Annotated in this window: 11 protein-coding genes and 1 pseudogene; 6 read left to right on the plus strand and 6 right to left on the minus strand. The window is 72.7% G+C overall.

Annotated elements, in window-relative coordinates; genetic code table 11:
- Positions 1–203 precede the first annotated feature (203 nt).
- On the minus strand, positions 204–569 hold the full coding sequence (locus ACYVHU_RS21170; protein WP_498949322.1) for a VOC family protein: 366 nt from the start codon (positions 567–569) through the stop codon (positions 204–206).
- A gap of 95 nt (positions 570–664) precedes the next feature.
- Between ACYVHU_RS21170 and ACYVHU_RS21175 the strand changes: the two genes are divergently transcribed.
- A complete protein-coding gene (locus ACYVHU_RS21175) occupies positions 665–1,612 on the plus strand; it encodes a helix-turn-helix transcriptional regulator (RefSeq protein ID WP_078759775.1) in 948 nt (315 codons plus the stop codon).
- 188 nt (positions 1,613–1,800) lie between these two features.
- Positions 1,801–4,995, plus strand: a complete 3,195-nt coding sequence (locus ACYVHU_RS21180) for an amidohydrolase family protein (protein WP_498949323.1) — start codon at positions 1,801–1,803, stop codon at positions 4,993–4,995.
- Positions 4,996–5,300: 305 nt separating this feature from the next.
- On the opposite strand, the gene ACYVHU_RS21185 is transcribed toward ACYVHU_RS21180, so the two are convergent.
- The gene (locus ACYVHU_RS21185; protein ID WP_498949324.1) at positions 5,301–6,128 is read right to left on the minus strand and encodes an NPP1 family protein; all 828 of its coding nucleotides are present in this window, start codon (positions 6,126–6,128) and stop codon (positions 5,301–5,303) included.
- Positions 6,129–6,884: 756 nt separating this feature from the next.
- Here ACYVHU_RS21185 and ACYVHU_RS21190 point away from each other — a divergent pair.
- A complete protein-coding gene (locus ACYVHU_RS21190) occupies positions 6,885–7,778 on the plus strand; it encodes an SGNH/GDSL hydrolase family protein (protein WP_498949325.1) in 894 nt (297 codons plus the stop codon).
- 113 nt (positions 7,779–7,891) lie between these two features.
- Here ACYVHU_RS21190 and ACYVHU_RS21195 read toward each other — a convergent pair whose 3' ends face one another.
- Positions 7,892–8,101 carry a hypothetical protein gene (locus ACYVHU_RS21195; RefSeq protein WP_078759779.1) on the minus strand — a complete coding sequence of 70 codons (210 nt, stop codon included), beginning with the start codon at positions 8,099–8,101 and terminating at the stop codon, positions 7,892–7,894.
- A 483-nt stretch (positions 8,102–8,584) separates the two neighbouring features.
- Here ACYVHU_RS21195 and ACYVHU_RS21200 point away from each other — a divergent pair, with 483 nt between their 5' ends.
- Complete coding sequence (locus tag ACYVHU_RS21200; protein ID WP_432941415.1) at positions 8,585–9,256, plus strand: GntR family transcriptional regulator; 672 nt, start codon at positions 8,585–8,587, stop codon at positions 9,254–9,256.
- Between the two features lie 262 nt (positions 9,257–9,518).
- On the plus strand, positions 9,519–10,538 hold the full coding sequence (locus ACYVHU_RS21205; RefSeq protein ID WP_078759781.1) for a glycoside hydrolase family 113 protein: 1,020 nt from the start codon (positions 9,519–9,521) through the stop codon (positions 10,536–10,538).
- A gap of 75 nt (positions 10,539–10,613) precedes the next feature.
- Here ACYVHU_RS21205 and ACYVHU_RS21210 read toward each other — a convergent pair.
- Together ACYVHU_RS21210 and ACYVHU_RS21215 are read right to left on the minus strand one after the other, a co-directional pair.
- Positions 10,614–11,817 (minus strand): annotated as a pseudogene (locus ACYVHU_RS21210) (Cmx/CmrA family chloramphenicol efflux MFS transporter).
- A 605-nt stretch (positions 11,818–12,422) separates the two neighbouring features.
- Positions 12,423–13,616, minus strand: a complete 1,194-nt coding sequence (locus ACYVHU_RS21215; protein WP_498949326.1) for a cytochrome P450 family protein — start codon at positions 13,614–13,616, stop codon at positions 12,423–12,425.
- Positions 13,617–15,095: 1,479 nt separating this feature from the next.
- On the opposite strand from ACYVHU_RS21215, the gene ACYVHU_RS21220 reads away from it, so the two are divergent.
- Positions 15,096–15,836: an SDR family oxidoreductase gene (locus ACYVHU_RS21220; RefSeq protein ID WP_432941419.1), complete on the plus strand. Its 741-nt coding sequence runs from the start codon at positions 15,096–15,098 to the stop codon at positions 15,834–15,836.
- A gap of 285 nt (positions 15,837–16,121) precedes the next feature.
- Here ACYVHU_RS21220 and ACYVHU_RS21225 read toward each other — a convergent pair whose 3' ends face one another.
- A complete protein-coding gene (locus tag ACYVHU_RS21225) occupies positions 16,122–16,847 on the minus strand; it encodes a TetR/AcrR family transcriptional regulator (protein ID WP_078759785.1) in 726 nt (241 codons plus the stop codon).
- Positions 16,848–16,889: the final 42 nt, after the last annotated feature.

Genomic DNA, 16,889 nt, shown 5'->3' on the forward strand with positions numbered 1-16,889 from the left:
CGACTTCTCCCTGCGCCATCACCTCGACGGTCTCGCCCTCTTCCTGGAGGGGTTGGAGGGCAGAGAGAAGGGGGCGACCCCCTAGGACCGGGGGCCGGGCGTCACGGACGTCGCCCCCGGCGACGGCGGGGCGGGCCCGGCCCTCGCCGGACCCGCCGGTGGCGGCCCGCACCGTCTCGGCGCGGCGCCACGGCCTTCACCGGTCAGTCGGCGGGGGCCACGCGGATGAGATTGCCGTCGGGGTCCGCGACGACGAAGGTACGCCCGAACGTCTCGTCGCGCGGCTCACTGACCACACGGACCCCCATGGCGGCCCACCGCCGAAACAGCGCGTCGATGGCCGCGGGTCCCTCCGACAGGGTCAGGCAGAACTCGCTGGTGCGCGGCGTGGCCGGGAACAGGTCACCGGCCTGTCCGCTCCACAGGGAGAGGGCCGCGCCGTCACCGAGATCGAAGGAGACGTAGCGGGGGGTCTCGAAGTCGGGTCCCCTCTCCAGGAGGTCGGCGTAGAAGCGCGCCGCCGCGGGGGCGTCGTTGACGTAGACGATGAACACGGCCGAGGTCGGCATCACGGTCTCCTTCACGTGGTCGTTGTGCCGGACGTGAGGACCCTGCCGGTCATACCCGACCGATCCCGTCATGTTTCTCTGAGATCTTTGGAGACGTGACCCCGGACCGCTTCTTCTCACTACTGCTGGCCCTCCAGACCCGGGAGAGCTCGACAACCTCCGACCTGGCCGCCCAGGTCGGGGTGTCCGTGCGCACGGTCCTTCGCGACCTGCGATGGCTCCAGGAGGCGGGTTTCCCCTTGCTGATCCGCCGAGGACGCCGGGGAGGGGTGACCCTGCTGCCGGGAGGCGCGCTCGACACCTCGCGGCTCACCCCCGACGAACGCGACCATCTCGTGCTGCGTGGTCTCGACGACCGGCAGCACGAGCAGCTCGGAGCCACGGCCGACGGCCGCCGCGCGCTGCGGAAGGTACGGTCGGGCGCCGTGGCGTCGGACACCGCCACGCTGCCCCTGAGCGCGGTCGTCGTCACCGACAACAGCCCCTGGTTCTCCCGGCCGCCGGAGGGAACGCCGCCGGCGGCCTTGCTGGGCGACCTGCGCCGCGCGGTACGCCTGCGGATTCGCTACCGCCGGTCGACGCAGAGCGAGGGGACCTGGCGCGTCGTCGACCCCTACGGCCTGCTGGCCAAGGCGGGAAGGTGGTACCTGGTGGCGGACCACTCGGGACGCCCGCGCCTGTACGCGCTGGAACGGCTCATCGAGTGGCAGCCGCTGCGCGTCCCTCGGCGGCCACGCCCGGGGGTGGGCCTGGCCGACGCCGCGGCGGAGCTGACCGCCGGCTGGGAGGGCGCGGCGGGGTTGCGGGTGCAGGCCGAGCTCGATCAGCGTCAGCTCGACCGTGCCAGGCGCATCCTCGGCAGCCGGTTGACCGTCCACCCCGCCACGGCCGCGGACCGGGTGAGGGTCACGGTCGCGGTCCAGGGGCTCGAGGGCCTGCACTCTCTCCTCCAGTTCGGTGACAGCCTCACCGTGACCGGGCCTCCCGAAGCCCGCGAGAGGATCCGGCTCCTGGCCGAAGGGATCGTGCGGCAGTACTCCTAGGACGGCCCGCCCCCGGCTCGGATCAGGGCCACTCCCCCGGCTCGTGGTGTCCCCAACGGTGGCGGGAGCGCCCGGACGGCCATGGCGGCATCCGGCCGCCTATCGGACCTGCGCGACCCTTGATTACGGACTGTTCTTGGGTGATGGTTCTTCGGTAACGACAGCCCCGGCGATCCCGTGGAGCCCACATGCGCCGTCCGTCCTCCCCAGCCCCATCCCCCGACTCCACCTCGCCCACGGCCGGGGAGCTCGATTCCCCGGCCTCACTGGACCGTCGTGAACTCCTGACGACGTCCGGCAAGGCCGCGCTGGCCGGCGGCACCGCCTGGGCCCTGGCCTCCTCCGGCCCGGCCGTGACGGCACGCCCCGCCGAAGCGGCGGAGGGCCCCCAGTTGACCGTCACCGAGGGGACCAACATCTCGGCGACCGCCTCCCCTGATGGCGCCTGGATCGCCTTCGACCTGTACACGTCGATCTGGCTGGCCCCCGCCACGGGAGGCACCGCCCGCCGGTTGACCGGCGATCTCCACGACGCCACCCGCCCCCACTTCTCCCCCGACTCGCGAAGCCTGGTCTTCCAGGCCTATCGCGAAGGCAACTACCACCTGTACCTGCTCGACCTGCCCGACGGACGGCCCCGCAGGCTCACCAGCGGCCCCCATGACCACCGCGAACCGCGCTTCTCCCCCGACGGCCGCACCGTCGCCCTGGTCAGCGACCGCGGTGACGGCTACGCCGTCTGGCTGCACGACCTGGCCTCGGGGCGGCTCACCCGGCTCACCTCGGACGGGTCCGACGCGGCGAGCCCCAGTTGGACCCCTGACGGCGGCGGGATCGTGCACACCGTGGACGGCGCCCGGATCCAGGTCACCCACCTCGACGCGACGACCCGGGAACTGGTCGCCGCCCAGGAGGACACCACCGTCTTCTCCCCCGTCCTGGCCGAGGACGGGACGACCCTCGCCTACGTGCGCGCCCACGGCGACACCGCACAACTGGTGGTCGGCGGGCAGGCCGTCAGCGGCACGGAGGACGTCTTCCCCGGCGCCCTGTCCTGGCTCGGCGCGGGACGGCTCCTCTACACCGCCGACGGGCACGTGCGCATCCGTGAGACCCGTACCGGGCGTGTTTCCGACGTCGCCGTACGGGCCCGCGTCCCCTACCGCAGGCCCGCCTCCCGGGGCCCGCGCCGCTCCCCCGACGACACCGCCCGCCACGCGGTGCGGGGGATCGCCGGACCGGTGCTCTCCCCTGACGGCGCGCGGGTCGCCTTCGGTGCCCTGGGGGCGCTGTGGGTGATGCCCATCGGCGAGCGCCCCCGCGCGTTCGTCGACGACGGGTCGTTCGCCGCCGACCCCGACTGGCATCCCGACGGGAAATCGCTGGTGTACTCCAGCGACCGCGCGGGAGCCCCCGCGCTGTGGCGCCACCACCTCGACACCGGCACCGACGAACGGCTGACCCACCTCGACGGCGCGCAGATCACCCCGCGTTGGTCCCCCGACGGACGGCACATCGCCTACCAGGACCACAACGGCGCCACGTGGGTGTTACGGCTCGAGGACGGCTCGGCCCGGCAGGTGCTTCCCGCCCTCTTCCAGCCCGGCCGTCCCACGTGGTCCCCCGACGGCGGCGTGCTGGCCCTCGCGGCGGTGCGGCCGCGATCGCGCCGGTTCCGCGAGGGGACGAGCCAGATCCTCACCGTCGACCTGCGCTCCGGGGCGACCCGCTACATCGAGCCCGCTCCCCACCGATCGCTGTCGACCCGCGGCGACGACGGACCCGTGTGGTCCCCCGACGGCTCCCGCATGGCCTTCGTCATGGAGAGCGTGCTGTGGACCGTGGCGGTGAACGGCGACGGCTCCTTCGACGGCGAACCGCGGCAGGTGACCACCGAGGCCGCGGACGCGCCGAGCTGGAGCGGCGACTCCGCGCGGCTGCTCTACCTCAACAACGGCCGCCTGCGCCAGGTCCCGGCGGCCGGCGGACGCCCCACGACGGTGGACCTGCCGCTCACCTGGAGGCGGCGCCGCCCCAAGGGGCGGACCATCCTCCAGGTCGGCGCCCTGTGGGACGGCACGGCGACGCGGCTGCGCCGCGACGTCGACATCGTGATCGAGGACGACCGCATCACGGCTGTCGAGGCGCGCGGCGACCACACCGGGGAAGGCGACACCCGGGTCATCGACGCCACGCACCTGACCGCGATGCCCGGCCTCGTCGACGCACACGTGCACTGGCACTTGCGGGGCCGCCAGTGGGGCTCGCGGCAGGGACCGCTGTGGCTGGCCTACGGTGTCACGACCGTCCGCTCGCCCGGCGATCCGGCCTATCGCATGCTGGAGACCCGCGAGGCGTTGGACGCGGGCAAGGTCCTCGGCCCCCGCCTTCTCGGCACCGGCGAGGCCATCGACGGCACCCGCGTCTACTACAACTTCATGCGCCCCACCCACGACGAGGAGCAGCTGGAGCTGGAGCTGGGGCGCGCCATCGCCCTGGACTACGACCTGGTCAAGACCTACGTCCGGTTACCGGTGTCGCTGCAAAGGAACGCGATCGCCCGGGCCCACGCCGACGACCTGCCGCTCACCTCGCACTATCTCTACCCGGCGGTGCACCTGGGCATGGACGGCATGGAGCACACCGGGGCCACCAACCGGCTGGGCTACTCCCACACCGTCAGCCGGCTGGGACGCTCCTACGCGGACGCGACGCGGCTGTTCGCGAAGTCGAGGATGCCGATCACGCCGACACTGTTCACCTCCCAGGCGTTGTACGCCGAGGATGCCTCCCTGGCCGACGACGAGCGGACCCGCGTGCTCTATCCCGACTGGGAGTACCACGCCCTGCGGGACAAGGTCGAGGCCGCCCGGGAGGACACGCCGGCCGCCCGGTTGAACCGCGAAGCCCTCAAGGGCCAGGTGGCCATGCTGCTGGAGATCCACCGCGGCGGGGGGATCATCCTCGGCGGTACAGACGCCCCGCTGGACAACGTGGCGATCAGCCTGCACCAGAACATGCGCGCGCTGGTCCACCACGGGTTCACCCCGCGCGAGGCGCTGATGGTGACGACCGGCACCGCCGCGCGCTGGCTGGGACTCGGCGATCACCTGGGGGCCGTCAAGAAGGGCCGGCTCGCCGACATCGCGCTGGTCGAGGGGGATCCCCTCAGCGACATCACGGCCGCGGCCGCGGTGCGCATGGTGGTCGCCAACGGCGAGGTGCACACCGTCGAGGAGTTGCTGGCCCCCTTCCGGGAGGCCGCGCAGCCCCTCCACGAGGGCACGGCCGCCACCTCGGTGGGCGACCCCCTGCCCTTGGTCGACGACGACCGCCACTGGTGGCATGGGGAGTCCGAGCCGGCCTCGCCCCACCGCTGTTGAGTCCGGCGGTCACGCCCCCTCCGCTTCCTCGGGCGCCTCGCGTCCCGGATCGCCCGGTCCCCGGACCACCGCCTCGCGCGTGCCCACCGAGACAGCCGCTGCCTCCCGGACCACGCGTCGGTGACCCGGGAGGCAACGGTCCCGGCCGTTTCACGCGGCGAAACGGTGTGCCACGGTGGCCCCGGTGGGGACCTGACGCGACGGGGGCGACGCGCGCCCCACCACCATACTCCGTCCCCACGCCGCGGCGGCCCCGCCTCGTCCACGCCTCCACCCCGCTCCCATCGGGGCAGGGCGGATCCGGCTCACTGGCGGGGGTCGAAATCGATGCCCGCGGGCCGGGCCCGTTCCAGGGCCGATTCGAACACACCGTCCTTGAGGTCGAGCGTGGCGCTGCCGAAGTCGGCGGAGGTGAACCGGTCCCGGATGCCGGGGGGATATCCCTCCCAGCCGACGAGGTCCGGGTACTGCCACTGCCCGTAGTGGTTCTCCGGCGGGTCGTCGTGGGCCGCGGCGAACCGGAAGGCGTGGGTGCTCGCCCCGTCCTTGTGGTAGACGATCTTGGCGTGGGTCCCCTCCCAGCGGACCTGGGAGGCGGGTCTGGTGTGGTAGTCGCCGTGGGCCGACGCCGAGACGTAGTGGGCCTGTCCGTCCCTCACCCACACCACGACGTGCTCGAGGTCGTGCCGGTGGCCACAGCAGCCGGGCAGGGTCTGGTCCTTCTCGAAGTAGAGGGCGTACATGTAGGCGCACCAGCCGCTGTCGTCGCACCTGGAACGCGAGTAGGAGTTGGTGTTGTCGAGATCGGACTGGTCGTGGCAGTTCCCGTTGAGGGCCCCCGAGGTGTTGAGACCCCCATTGAGGGTCCCGTCGGGACCGATGGCCGGGGTCGGGTAACAGCCGTCGGTGTCGTAATCGAAGGCCGGTTGCCACTTCCGGTCGGCCTCGGGCGCGTTGGCGGGAAGTGCCGGGGGTGGTGCGGCGAAAGCGGGAGACGCCGGAACCAGGACGAGCAGGGCGGCGACGACGAGAGAACGCGCGAAAAGGAAACGGCCGCGACGCCCTCCCCCCTTTCCACCTCGGCCTTTTCCGGAAATCGACACGTGCGCGTTTCCGCGCTCGGAATCGGGCATGGGGGAACCCTTCGATTCGTGACGTTGGCGGTCGCACCGCCACCCCCGCTCCTGCGGACGGGGCGGCCCCGCCCTCGTCACACGGGGTGGCGGGGTCTGGCATTCATGGCGCGCGGCGAGAAGGGAGGGGGTGACCCGTTCCGCCTCTTCGACCTCCACGCGAGGACGGTCGCCGATTTTCCGGTACGGTCGAGCAGACTAATGACCCGACGCGGTCGTTTCAAGACCGATTTTCTTCGATCAGACCCGCCAGGGCATTTCGTTGAACTCCCCGTTATCCCGCTGAAATGGCTCCGGAAACAGCGCGTGTCGAATTCGCGCTTTCCGTCGCCCGCCGCTTCGGCCGCGGATTGCCCGACCTTCCGGGAACGACCGGGGAACAGGACCCGCCTTCCGCGGCCGTAAGCGTCGCGCGGGAAGAGAGCGGGCAGACGCGGCGGCCCGGCGACGCCTCCTCTCACGACCGGACCCCGGCCAGGCCCCCGGCCGCGAGAGGGCCGCGCGCCTGGCCGGCCAGGGCGGGGAACACCCCCGGCCTCAGCGGAGAGACGGAGCATGCCGGGGAGGGAGACCACCTCTCCGACGGACGGCCGCGGGTCCACGCGGCACGGTGGACCGGATCCGGGGCGCGGGACCGGAGCCGCCCACGGAAAAGTTACCGGCAGGTTACTTACCGCGCCGGGTGGAGCACCGTCAGTATCTCCCCCAGGCGCCCTCCCCCGTTCCCCCGATCGGGCGCCCACAGAGGAGATGCGCATGTCCCTCGACGCAACATCCCCCGCCGCCTCCCGCCGTGGCCCGGCCCCGCGCCTGCTCGCCCGCGCCGTGGCCGTACTCGGTGCCGCCGCGCTCACGACCACCCTGCTGGGGGTCTCCCCGGCGCGGGCCGCCCAGGACGTCGACTACGTCGCGCTCGGCGACTCCTTCACCTCCGGGCCGGGAATCCAGCCCGTCGCCGACGCCGCCTGTCAACGCTCGGCCGTCAACTACCCGCACCTGGTCGCCGAGGACCTGGGCGTGGCCTCGTTCACCGACATGAGCTGCGGCGGCGCGGTCATCGACGACCTGCGGACCCCGCAGCACTCGGGGACGACCGCGCAGTTCGACGCGCTGACGCCTGAGACCGACCTGGTCACCGTCGGCATCGGCGGAAACGACTTCGGCTTCATCGAGGTCCTCACCACCTGCGCCGCCCTCAGCCTGAGCGATCCGCAGAACAACCCGTGCGAGGACCACTACGGAGACGAACTGCACCAGCGCGTCGAGGAGCTGCGTCCGCGGCTCGCCGAGGTCTACGCCGAGATCGGCGAGCGCAGCCCCAACGCCGAGGTGTACGTGGTCGGCTACCTGCACCTGTTCTCCGACTGGGCGTGCTGGCCCGCGGTCCCCATCGCCTACGGCGACACGCCCTACCTCAGCGGGGTGCAGACCGCGCTGAACGCGATGATCGCCGAGGAGGCCGAGCGGGCCGGCGCCACCTACGTGGACGTCTACGAGCGCGGGCACGGCATGTGCGACCTCTCCCGCAACCGCTGGGTGGAGGGGGTCTTCGCGACGAACGGGGTGGCGCCGGTGCACCCCAACGCGCGAGGCATGTCGGCCACCGCCGACCGTGTCGTCGCCGCGACCGGAGCGGTTCCCGCCGTGTGACCCCCGCTCCCCGGCGTGCGCGGGCGGGTGGCCGTGCCGACAGAACGGCCACCCGCCCCGCCGGCCGGCTCGCCCACGCCGGAGCGGCCGCGTTTCCGGCCGGATCGGATGTCTCAGGGCAGCGCCGCGAGGATCCGGCCACCGTGGAAACAGCGGAAAGCGGCGTCCAGGTCCCTACCGGGACGGCCGGACATGGGGGCGCGAGTCCGCCGGGTGGCCCCGCGCGGGTCGGCCATCGAGGCGCGGTCCGGCAGCGTGGCCGTCGCCTCGGCCACGATCAGGTCGGGCGGAGAGGGCGCGGCGACGGCGTCGATGACCGCCACCGCCGGTGTCCTCCAGGCGTCCGGCGCCGCGCCGAGAGGACGGGAGCGAGGGCTCCGGCGACATCACCGCCGGCGGCCTGGCGGACCGGACCGCCTCACGGGAGTTCCGGTCGGCCCCCTCGTCGCCACGGTCCGTGGTCTCGACACCGGGGCCGATCGCGACGTCTCTCCTCGCCCCCGGTCGAGGACGGCCGCCTCACCCCGCTCACCCCGCCCAAGGGCGAAGGACCGGCCACCACTTCCCACCGTGCCGCCCCGGCCCCCTCCGGCGGCTACCGGCCGGCCCGCACGGCCGGGATCGGCCGCAGGGGGCACCCCTTCCCGGACCGTTCGTCGGCGGTGAGATGCTGGGAGGGCTTTTCAGCGGCGGCTCCCCGGACGGCACCGGGCCGGCCTCCGGCACGGCGTCCGGTCGTCGGGCGGGAGCGCTCGCCCAACCGGCCGGGGACGACAGCGGACCAGGCGAGGACGACGGCGCGACACATGAGTGTGATGGACATCTACGAGCAGCTGCGGGCGGACATCCTGGCGGGCGCCATTCCCTTGGGGACGCCCCTGCGCGAGGTCGCCGTCGCCGAGCGCTTCGGCGTCTCGCGTACTCCCGTGCGCGAGGCGCTGCGCCGCCTCCAGCACGACCGGCTTCTGGAGGCGGGGGTTCGCGGCCTCCAGGTGCGCGCGCCGGGGCCCGAGGAGGTCGTGCAGATCTATGAGGCGCGCATCCTGCTGGAGGCCGAGGCCGCCCGGCAGGCGGCCGGCGCGCGCAGCGTGGCCGACCTCGCCCACCTTGAGGGGTTGCTCGCCCGCGACCAGGCGCTGGAGGATCCGGACGACGGCACCCGTGCCGCAACCAATCTGGAATTCCACGAGGCGGTCTGGCGGGCCACGCACAACCCCGTGCACATCGACCTGTTGCGGCGGCTGCCCGTCCACCTGGTGAGCACGCCCCGGTCCACCCTGTCGACCCCGGGACGCTGGGAGGCCGCGCTGGCCGAGCACGCCCGCCTGCTCCGGGCCATCGCCGACCGTGACGCCGAGGCCGCCGCGACGATCGCCCGCGACCACATGCGCACCGCCCGCGACATCCGGGTGCGCATGCTGCGCGAGCAGGCGTCGTCCCTGCGCACCGCAAGGACGACGCCCCCTCCCGCCCGTTGACACGGCCCGCGACCGCGTTCCGCCCCTCCCCGGAAGCCGGCGTCCTGTGGCCGTCCCGGCCGGCGCTGCCCGTGGGCGACGCGGACCGGTAGCCTCGTGGCGCGGCCCGGACCACGGGAGGATCCATGACCAGACGTCGACGTCCCCGAGGCTGGAAGGCGCGGAAGGACGCCCGTACCTCTCCGCTCCGGCCACGTGCCACCCTCCGGCGCGGTGACAGGGCCACGGACCGGGCGCACGGCGTTCCTCTCAGGGACCCGGCGTGAGGTGGCGTGGGATCGGCTACGACGCGGGGGTCGCCTACACCCGCGACTTCTGTTCCCGCCCCCACTGGAGGCCCGAGGACGTCCGACGCGACCTCACCGCGATCCGTCACGAGCTGAACTGCAACGCCGTGACGATCATGTCCTCCGATCCGCGACGGCTGTTCGACGCCGGACGTATGGCGCTCGATCTGGGCCTGTTCGCCTGGTTGCAGCCCCGCAGGTTCGACTCCCCCCGCCGGCACCTCGAAGCCGGCGTGCGCGAGGCCGCCCGCGCCGCCCACCGGCTCGACCCGCGTGGCCGTTCGGCGGGGGTGAACCTCGGATGCGAGTTGACGCTATCGGCGCGGGGCCTCCTGCCGGGCGGTTCGTTCGCGGGCAGGAGCAGGCTCCTGCCCTACCTGCTGTGGAGCAGGCCCCTCTACACCAGACGGCTCGACCGGCTCCTGTCCCGGCTGGCCGCGATCGCGCGGGAGGAGTTCGCCGGCCCGCTGACCTACGGCGCGGGTGACTGGGAGACGGTCGACTGGGCGTCGCTCGACGTCATCGGCCTGGACACCTACCGCGAGGAGCACAACCGCGACGTCTACGGCGACCACATCGCCCAGCGCACGGGGCATGGCAGGCCCGTACTGGTCACCGAGTTCGGCTGCTGCGCCTATCGGGGCGCCGACCTGCGCGGCGCCGCGGGGTTCGACGTACTGGACGACCGTGGCTGCCCTCCCGTGATCCGCGGCGATCTCGTCCGGGACGAGGAGGCACAGGCCCAGTACCTGATCGACTGCCTGCACACGTTCGAGCGGGCCGGCGTCGACGGCGCGTTCGTCTTCGTCTTCAGCGAGCCGATGCTGCGGCACCTCCCCGACGACCCACGCCACGACGCCGACCTCGCCGGCTTCGGGATCGTGGCGGTCACCAGTGACGCGCGCGACCCCGATCAGGCCGAGACATGGCGTCCCAAGGCCGCCTACCACGCCCTGGCCCGCCACTACGGCCGGCTCGAGCGGGAGGGCCGCTGAGGTCCGGCCCCGGCCATCCGACGGCACCACACCACCGGACGGCCGGTCACCCGAGATGACGAGGACGGGCGAAGATCACGGGGTCGGTGTCTCCCGCACCGCCGGCCGCGCGCCTCCCGCGCGACCCCGGACCATCGCCCACGCCGCTCCCCCGACCACGAGGGCACCGGCGACGAGCAGGGCACTGACCCACAACGGCGAACGCAGGCCATATCCCGCGGCGATGGCGATACCCCCCCAGCCACGGCCCCGCCGCCGCGCCGACGTTGAGCGACGCCGTGGCGAAGCCTCCCCCCAGGGTCGGCGCGTCGGAGGCCGCGTAGAGGACCTGGGAGATCAGCGTGCCGCCCACCGCGAACGACAGCGTTCCCTGTACCAAGGCGAGGGCCACCACCACGGCGGGGATGGACGCGGCCAGGGCGAAGACGACCCATCCGAGCAGCAGCGCGACTCCCCCGCCGACCAGCAGCGGCAACGGTCTGGTGTCGGAGAGGCGCCCAGCGGTGCGAACCCCCAGGAAGGAGCCCACACCGAACAGGGCGAGCAGGGCCGCGACCCACGCGGAGCCGATGCCGGCCACGTCCGTCACGATCGGGGCGAGATAGGTGAACGTGCAGAAGGTCGCCCCGTTGACCAGCGCGCCCAGCACGAGCGTCACCAGCAGCCGGGGACGCCGCAGCGTCCCCAGTTCCGTCGCGACGCTGGGACGTCCTGCCGGGGCCGGGTTCCCGGTCTTCCCCGCGGGAACCGACGTCACGACCGCGACGAGCGCGGGCAGGGAGACCAGCGCGACCGCCCAGAAGGCCGAGCGCCAGCCGAGGAGTTCACCGAGGAGCGCGCCCGCGGGGACTCCGGCGACGCACGCGATCGTGGTGCCGCCGAGCAGGACGGCCAGCGCCCGCCCCTTCGCGTTCGGCGGCACCAACGCGGTCGCGGTCGCCAGCCCCACCGCCATGAACCCGGCGTTGGCCAGGGCGGCGAGGACGCGGGTGGTCATGAGGACCCCGAAATCGGTGGTCACCGCGCCGAGGACGTGGACCAGCGCGAAGACCGCGAGGAAGACGGTCAGGGACGAACGGCGCGGCCAGCGTCGGCTCATGAGGGCCATCAACGGCGCCCCCACGGCCATGCCGACCGCGAACGCCGAGGTCAACAAGCCTGCGTCGGACAAGGGGACCCGCATGTCGGTGGATATGTCGGCGACGAGGCCGGCGAGCATGAACTCCGAGGTCCCCTGGGCGAAGACCGCCAGGGCCAGCAGGTAGACGGTGGGTGGCATCGAGGGTGTTCGTCTGCGTCGCATGTGGGCTCCATGAGATGACTGGTCGAAACCGGTGCTGCGAGCCACCGGCCACACGGACCCACACCGCGAGGCGCACGCGCGCGGGCGCACCCTCCACCGCCGGACAGCGGGAGGGAGCACCGGAGAACAGCGCGTGCGCGAGAATGACGAAGAGCGCGCGAGACAGCGCGCGACGAATGTCGAAGGCGGCGACAGGGGCCACCGGGTGACCGGTGGCTAGCCTCTGGACGCCTCAGGACTCGACATGGGGGCAGCCTATCAAAGCGGCCCACGCGCGGGCCCGGCCCCGTGGGCCGGGCCTCGCCGCCGGATCCGGGGAGCCTCCCCGAGGATCGGGGACGGACGCCCCGTCGTAGCGGCGAGAGCCCCCGCCCCGCCCGGACCCGCTCGGCACCGACAGTCTGCTCGGCGGACGGCTCCACGCGGAAACCCTCCGGCCCCTGCGCCTCCTCCCCGCCTCGGGTGCCGCTGCGAGGCCGCGCGGCCGTTCACGGTCGCCGGCCGACGACTCCGGCACGGGGCGCGGACCTTCGCGCGTGTCCTGGACGCGGGACCGGGACACGCGCGGTCGTGGGCCGGTCTCATAGAGGACGGGTGCGGGCCGGCAACCGGCGCGGATGGTTCATGATCGGGCTGGTGGAGGAGGGCCCCAGATCCTCATCGGTTCCCTCCAGGCGCAGGTCGGGGAAGCGGTGGAAGAGCGCGGGAAGCGCCTCGCCGAGTTCCAGCCGGGCCAGGGGCGCCCCCAGGCACATGTGGACCCCGTGGCCGAAGGCCAGGTGCCCGCGTCCGGCGCGGGTGACGTCGAACCGGTCGGGGGCGTCCCAGGCCGCGGGATCGCGGTTGGCGGCGGAGTAGGCGAGGAGGATGGGGTCTCCCGCGGGGATTCCCACACCCCCGATCTCCACATCGCGCGCGGGAAAGACCGCCGGCAGCAGGGCGACGCTGGTGTCCCAGCGCAGGATCTCCTCGACGGCCCTCTTCCATGAGGCACGGCCGCCGCGCAGCAGTTCGAGTTGGTCGGGGTGGGTGAGGAGGGCGCGTATCCCGTTGGTGAGGGCTCCCATCGTCGTCTCGAAGCCGGCCACGACGAGCAGGTAGAGGTTGTCGACGAGCTCGTGCTCGGCGATCCGGCCGTCACGGTCGCACGCCGCCACCAGCACGCTGGTCAAGTCGTCGCCGGGAGCCTCGCGCTTGCCGCCGGCCAGGTCGCCGAGGAAGGCACGGGCGTCGTCGTCGACCGTGGGATCTCCGGAGAAGACCCGGGTGGTGATGTCGCCCATGAACGGTGCCCGTCCCTTGTCCACGCCGAGGAGCTCGCAGATGATCTGGACCGGCAGCGGCCAGGCGAACTCGGCCTTGAGGTCGATGCGGCCGGGCCGGTCGAGACGGCGCAACAGGTCGGCGATGATCTCCCGCACGCGGGGACGGAGCCGTTCGATCCGGCCGGAGGTGAAGGCCGCCTGGAGGACCGAACGGGCACGACGGTGGTCGGTCCCGTTGGAGGCGGCCATGCTCTCGACGCCCGCGAGCATCCCGACGAGCGGGTGCGCGCGGTCGGCCTCTCCCGTCGCCAGGGCCCGCCAGTTACGCCATCCGCGGACGAACGTGACCGGGTCGGCCAGGACCTGACGCAGTTCGGTGTAGCTGGTGACGGCCCAGACCGCGAGTCCTCCGGGAAGGACGATCCGGGCCACCGGGCCCGCGGCGCGCAGTCTCGTCCGGATATCCGGGGAGTCGAGGTCGAGGTCGTCCAACTGGACGGAATGTGCCATGCGGAAACCTCCTGGGTGAGCGAATGAGGTGGGAGCACGGTTCTGAGACGGCGGACTGGGAGGAGCGCTCGAACCAGGGCGCGCCAAGAGGGCCGGGTGGCCATGGGGCCGGGGCCGGCTCGGGCGAAGAGCGGACGGAGCCGAGGGCGCGGATCTGTCGAAGGCCGCGCGGTGGGGGCCTGCGAGGGCGGAGGATCGGGGTCCGCCCAGAGCGGCACCGGTGCCAGGCGGGGCCTCGGGGCGACGCCGGTCAGGCCGCGCCGAAGACCTCGGTCCGAACGAGCCCGAGGGGCCTCGGCCACCGCCCTCCTCAGGGGTCCGGAGGCGACAGGGCCGCCGGCGTCGACGGGCGGGGCCGGTAGACGCGCCTTCCCGCCGGGGCGCCGGTCGTGCTCGCGGAACAGAACGCCCCACCCCCGAAGGGACGGACGGGAGGACCGCCGAGCAGCGGAAGGAATTCGTCGGGAGTCATGTGGGGGACCGGCAGCCGAGAAAGCGCGCGCCGCGCTTCTCACGCCATGGAGAAAAAGGCATGGGGCATCGGTGTTTCAAACGCGAAAACGACATGAAGGAGAAAACCGCGAGAACACATGTCCCGAAGTCCCTGATGTGACATGGGAAGAACAATCGTCCGCCATGGGGCGAGGAACACGGGATCCCGCCCTCGATAATTCACCCGGTTCCTGTCAGGCCGGCGGGGTCCGTCGCAAAAACCGACGGAGGTCGCCCGTCCACCTTCGGGGGTTCCGGATATCGGCATCCCGCCAGGCGGGACGTTGTCCCGTCCTCGCCGGCAGGCCCGTGGAGCGACCGTCCGCCAGGGGATGGCGCCCGTTCCGTTACACGAGGAGATCAGATAACACGTCGGACCTTTGACGCTGTTTTCATACCAACGATTTTAGGGAGATAAACCAATCGGACAAACAGGGATGATCGAAGGGCGACGGGACCCCGCTTCCCGAAACAGGAGTGAGGTATGGTGCCAAAACTCGTCGCGGAAACGGAGTGATCCCAAGACGGATAGGGCGCGCCGATTCTCATGGACACGGGAGAGGCCGAAGCCGACAGGGCCTCTCGTCTCCGGCACCGGATTCGCCCCTCTCGCCTGGATGAGGTGAACCGCCGCGCTCTTCCCCTCCCTCCGGGCCCGCCCACATCACCCTCGCGCCCGCGATGGCCGCCAGGACGGGCGCCCACCAGGACAGAGACGGGGTGCCGGGCGACGCGCCGTCCCCTCCTCCCCTGCGCGCCCCTCCCCTGTTCGTCTCCGCGCCCGCGACACCGGCGACGAGACCGCCCCATCCGGCTTGGGCCGACACTCCACGCGACGTCGAGGCACGAGGGCGATCACGCGGGACGCCACGCCTCGACGATACGGAAAACCTGCGGTTATCGGCGATAACAATATTTTCCTTGCACCGATAATGTAGCGGTGATAGCGTCATGATCGTTATCACCGAAAGGGAAGGGGACGATCCCATGAACGGCGACAGCACCGCCCGGGTGGCGATCGTGACCGGCGGCTCGCGCGGTATCGGCCGGGCGATCGCCGAACGGCTCGCCACCGACGGCATGGCCGTCACCGTGGTCTACCGCGGAAACGACGAGGCGGCCGCCGCGACGGTCGGCGCCATCACCAAGGCGGGCGGACAGGCCGTCTCCGTGCGGGCCGACGTGGCCGACGAAACCGAGGTGGCCGCGGCCTTCGACACCACCGAGCGGACCTTCGGCGGTGTGGACGTCGTCGTCAACGCCGCCGGCGTCATGCTCCTCGCCCCTCTGGCCGAGTTCGACCTCGACGACCTCGACCTCGTGCACCGCACGAACATCCGCGGAACCTTCGTCGTCGCCCGCCAGGCGGCCCGCCGCGTCCGCTCGGGAGGCGCGATCCTCAACCTCTCCAGCACGGTGCCCCGGCTGGCCCTCCCCACCTACAGCGTCTACTCCGCCACCAAGGCCGCCGTCGACGCCCTCAGTCCCGTGCTGGCCAAGGAGCTGCGCGGCCGCGACATCACCGTCAACGCCGTCGCGCCGGGTCCCACCGCCACCGAGCTGTTCCTCAAGGACAAGGACCAGGAGACCATCGACCGCATGGCCGGGATGACCCCGCTCGAACGGCTCGGCACCCCCGCCGACATCGCCGAGGTGGTCGCCTTCCTCGCCGGCCCCGGGCGCTGGGTCAACGGTCAGACCGTCTACGCCAACGGGGGCCTCGCCTGAGACGGCCGTCTCGGACACGGATCCCCGGCCGGTGCCGGCACGCGCCGTGGAGATGACCGGACCGCTCTCGCCCGGGCCGGTGCCCCACCGCTCCCGGGCGGCCGGCCGTGGCGATGGGGGCGTCTGCCCGGCAAGCGCCACGGACCACCGTTCGCCGCCCCACAACACACCCTGGTGGCACGGACGGCGGCCCCGGGGCGGGCCTCTCCTGCGTTTCCCCCGGTGCCGCGTCCCCTCCGCCGGAAGGCGGCCGGGACGCAGCGCCGGGGATCGGTCCGGCGGACCTCAGGACCGGGCGTCACCGAGCCGATCGAGCCACTCGGCCAGCAGTCCGTGCTCGGCGTCGGTGAGGACGCCCGCCGGCCGTCGCTGCAACGCGGCGCGCAGCGCGACGGCCCGTGCCGACACGTCGTCCCCCGGCTCCCCCACCCCGCCCTCACCGGGCGTGGTGATCGTGGCCAGCACGCTCTCCCTGGCCACCGTGAGAATCTCGATGTCGCGTTCCGCCGGCGGCGTGGCGATGAGGGAGAGCACCAGTCCGCTGCTCGTTCCGTGGACCAGCTGCGCCGCCCGCCGCACGCTCATGCGCAGCCGGCCCGCGTCGGCGATCCTGGCGACTATCCGGTGCAGCTGGGCGGCCGCCTCGCGGGCCGCGGTGGCCGCCGTGCCGGCGGGGTCGCCGCCGTACAACAGGTCGTACATCAGCACATAGACCTGCGGTCGGTCAAGCCCGAAGGCGACGTGCAGGTCCCAGCCGCGCCGCAGGTCCTCGACGGGGTCCCCCGTCGAGACCAGGGCGCGTTTCCCGGCGAGGTACTCCCCGAAGGCCGCGCCCACCACCGCGTCGAGCAGGCCGTTCTTGTCCCCGAACAGCCGGTAGAGCGTGGGCGCCTGGACCCCCGCGGCGGCGCTCACCGCCCGCGTGGAGACCGCCTCACGCCCCCCTTGGTCCAGCAGCTCCGACGCGGCGCGCAGGATCCGCTGCCTGGTCGTCGTGGGAGAGGTCGACATGCGGCAATGGTAACGGCGCCGCGTTTTCAACGTTACGGTCCG

The organism is Marinactinospora endophytica (assembly GCF_054780875.1).

Excerpts from the sequence above, each read along its gene's own strand:
- ACYVHU_RS21170 (WP_498949322.1), bottom strand. The coding sequence starts at position 569 with ATGCCGACCTCGGCCGTGTTCATCGTCTACGTCAACGACGCCCCCGCG.
- ACYVHU_RS21215 (WP_498949326.1), bottom strand. The coding sequence starts at position 13,616 with ATGGCACATTCCGTCCAGTTGGACGACCTCGACCTCGACTCCCCGGAT.
- ACYVHU_RS21180 (WP_498949323.1), top strand. The coding sequence starts at position 1,801 with ATGCGCCGTCCGTCCTCCCCAGCCCCATCCCCCGACTCCACCTCGCCC.
- ACYVHU_RS21190 (WP_498949325.1), top strand. The coding sequence starts at position 6,885 with ATGTCCCTCGACGCAACATCCCCCGCCGCCTCCCGCCGTGGCCCGGCC.
- ACYVHU_RS21185 (WP_498949324.1), bottom strand. The coding sequence starts at position 6,128 with ATGCCCGATTCCGAGCGCGGAAACGCGCACGTGTCGATTTCCGGAAAA.
- ACYVHU_RS21225 (WP_078759785.1), bottom strand. The coding sequence starts at position 16,847 with ATGTCGACCTCTCCCACGACGACCAGGCAGCGGATCCTGCGCGCCGCG.
- ACYVHU_RS21220 (WP_432941419.1), top strand. The coding sequence starts at position 15,096 with ATGAACGGCGACAGCACCGCCCGGGTGGCGATCGTGACCGGCGGCTCG.
- ACYVHU_RS21200 (WP_432941415.1), top strand. The coding sequence starts at position 8,585 with ATGAGTGTGATGGACATCTACGAGCAGCTGCGGGCGGACATCCTGGCG.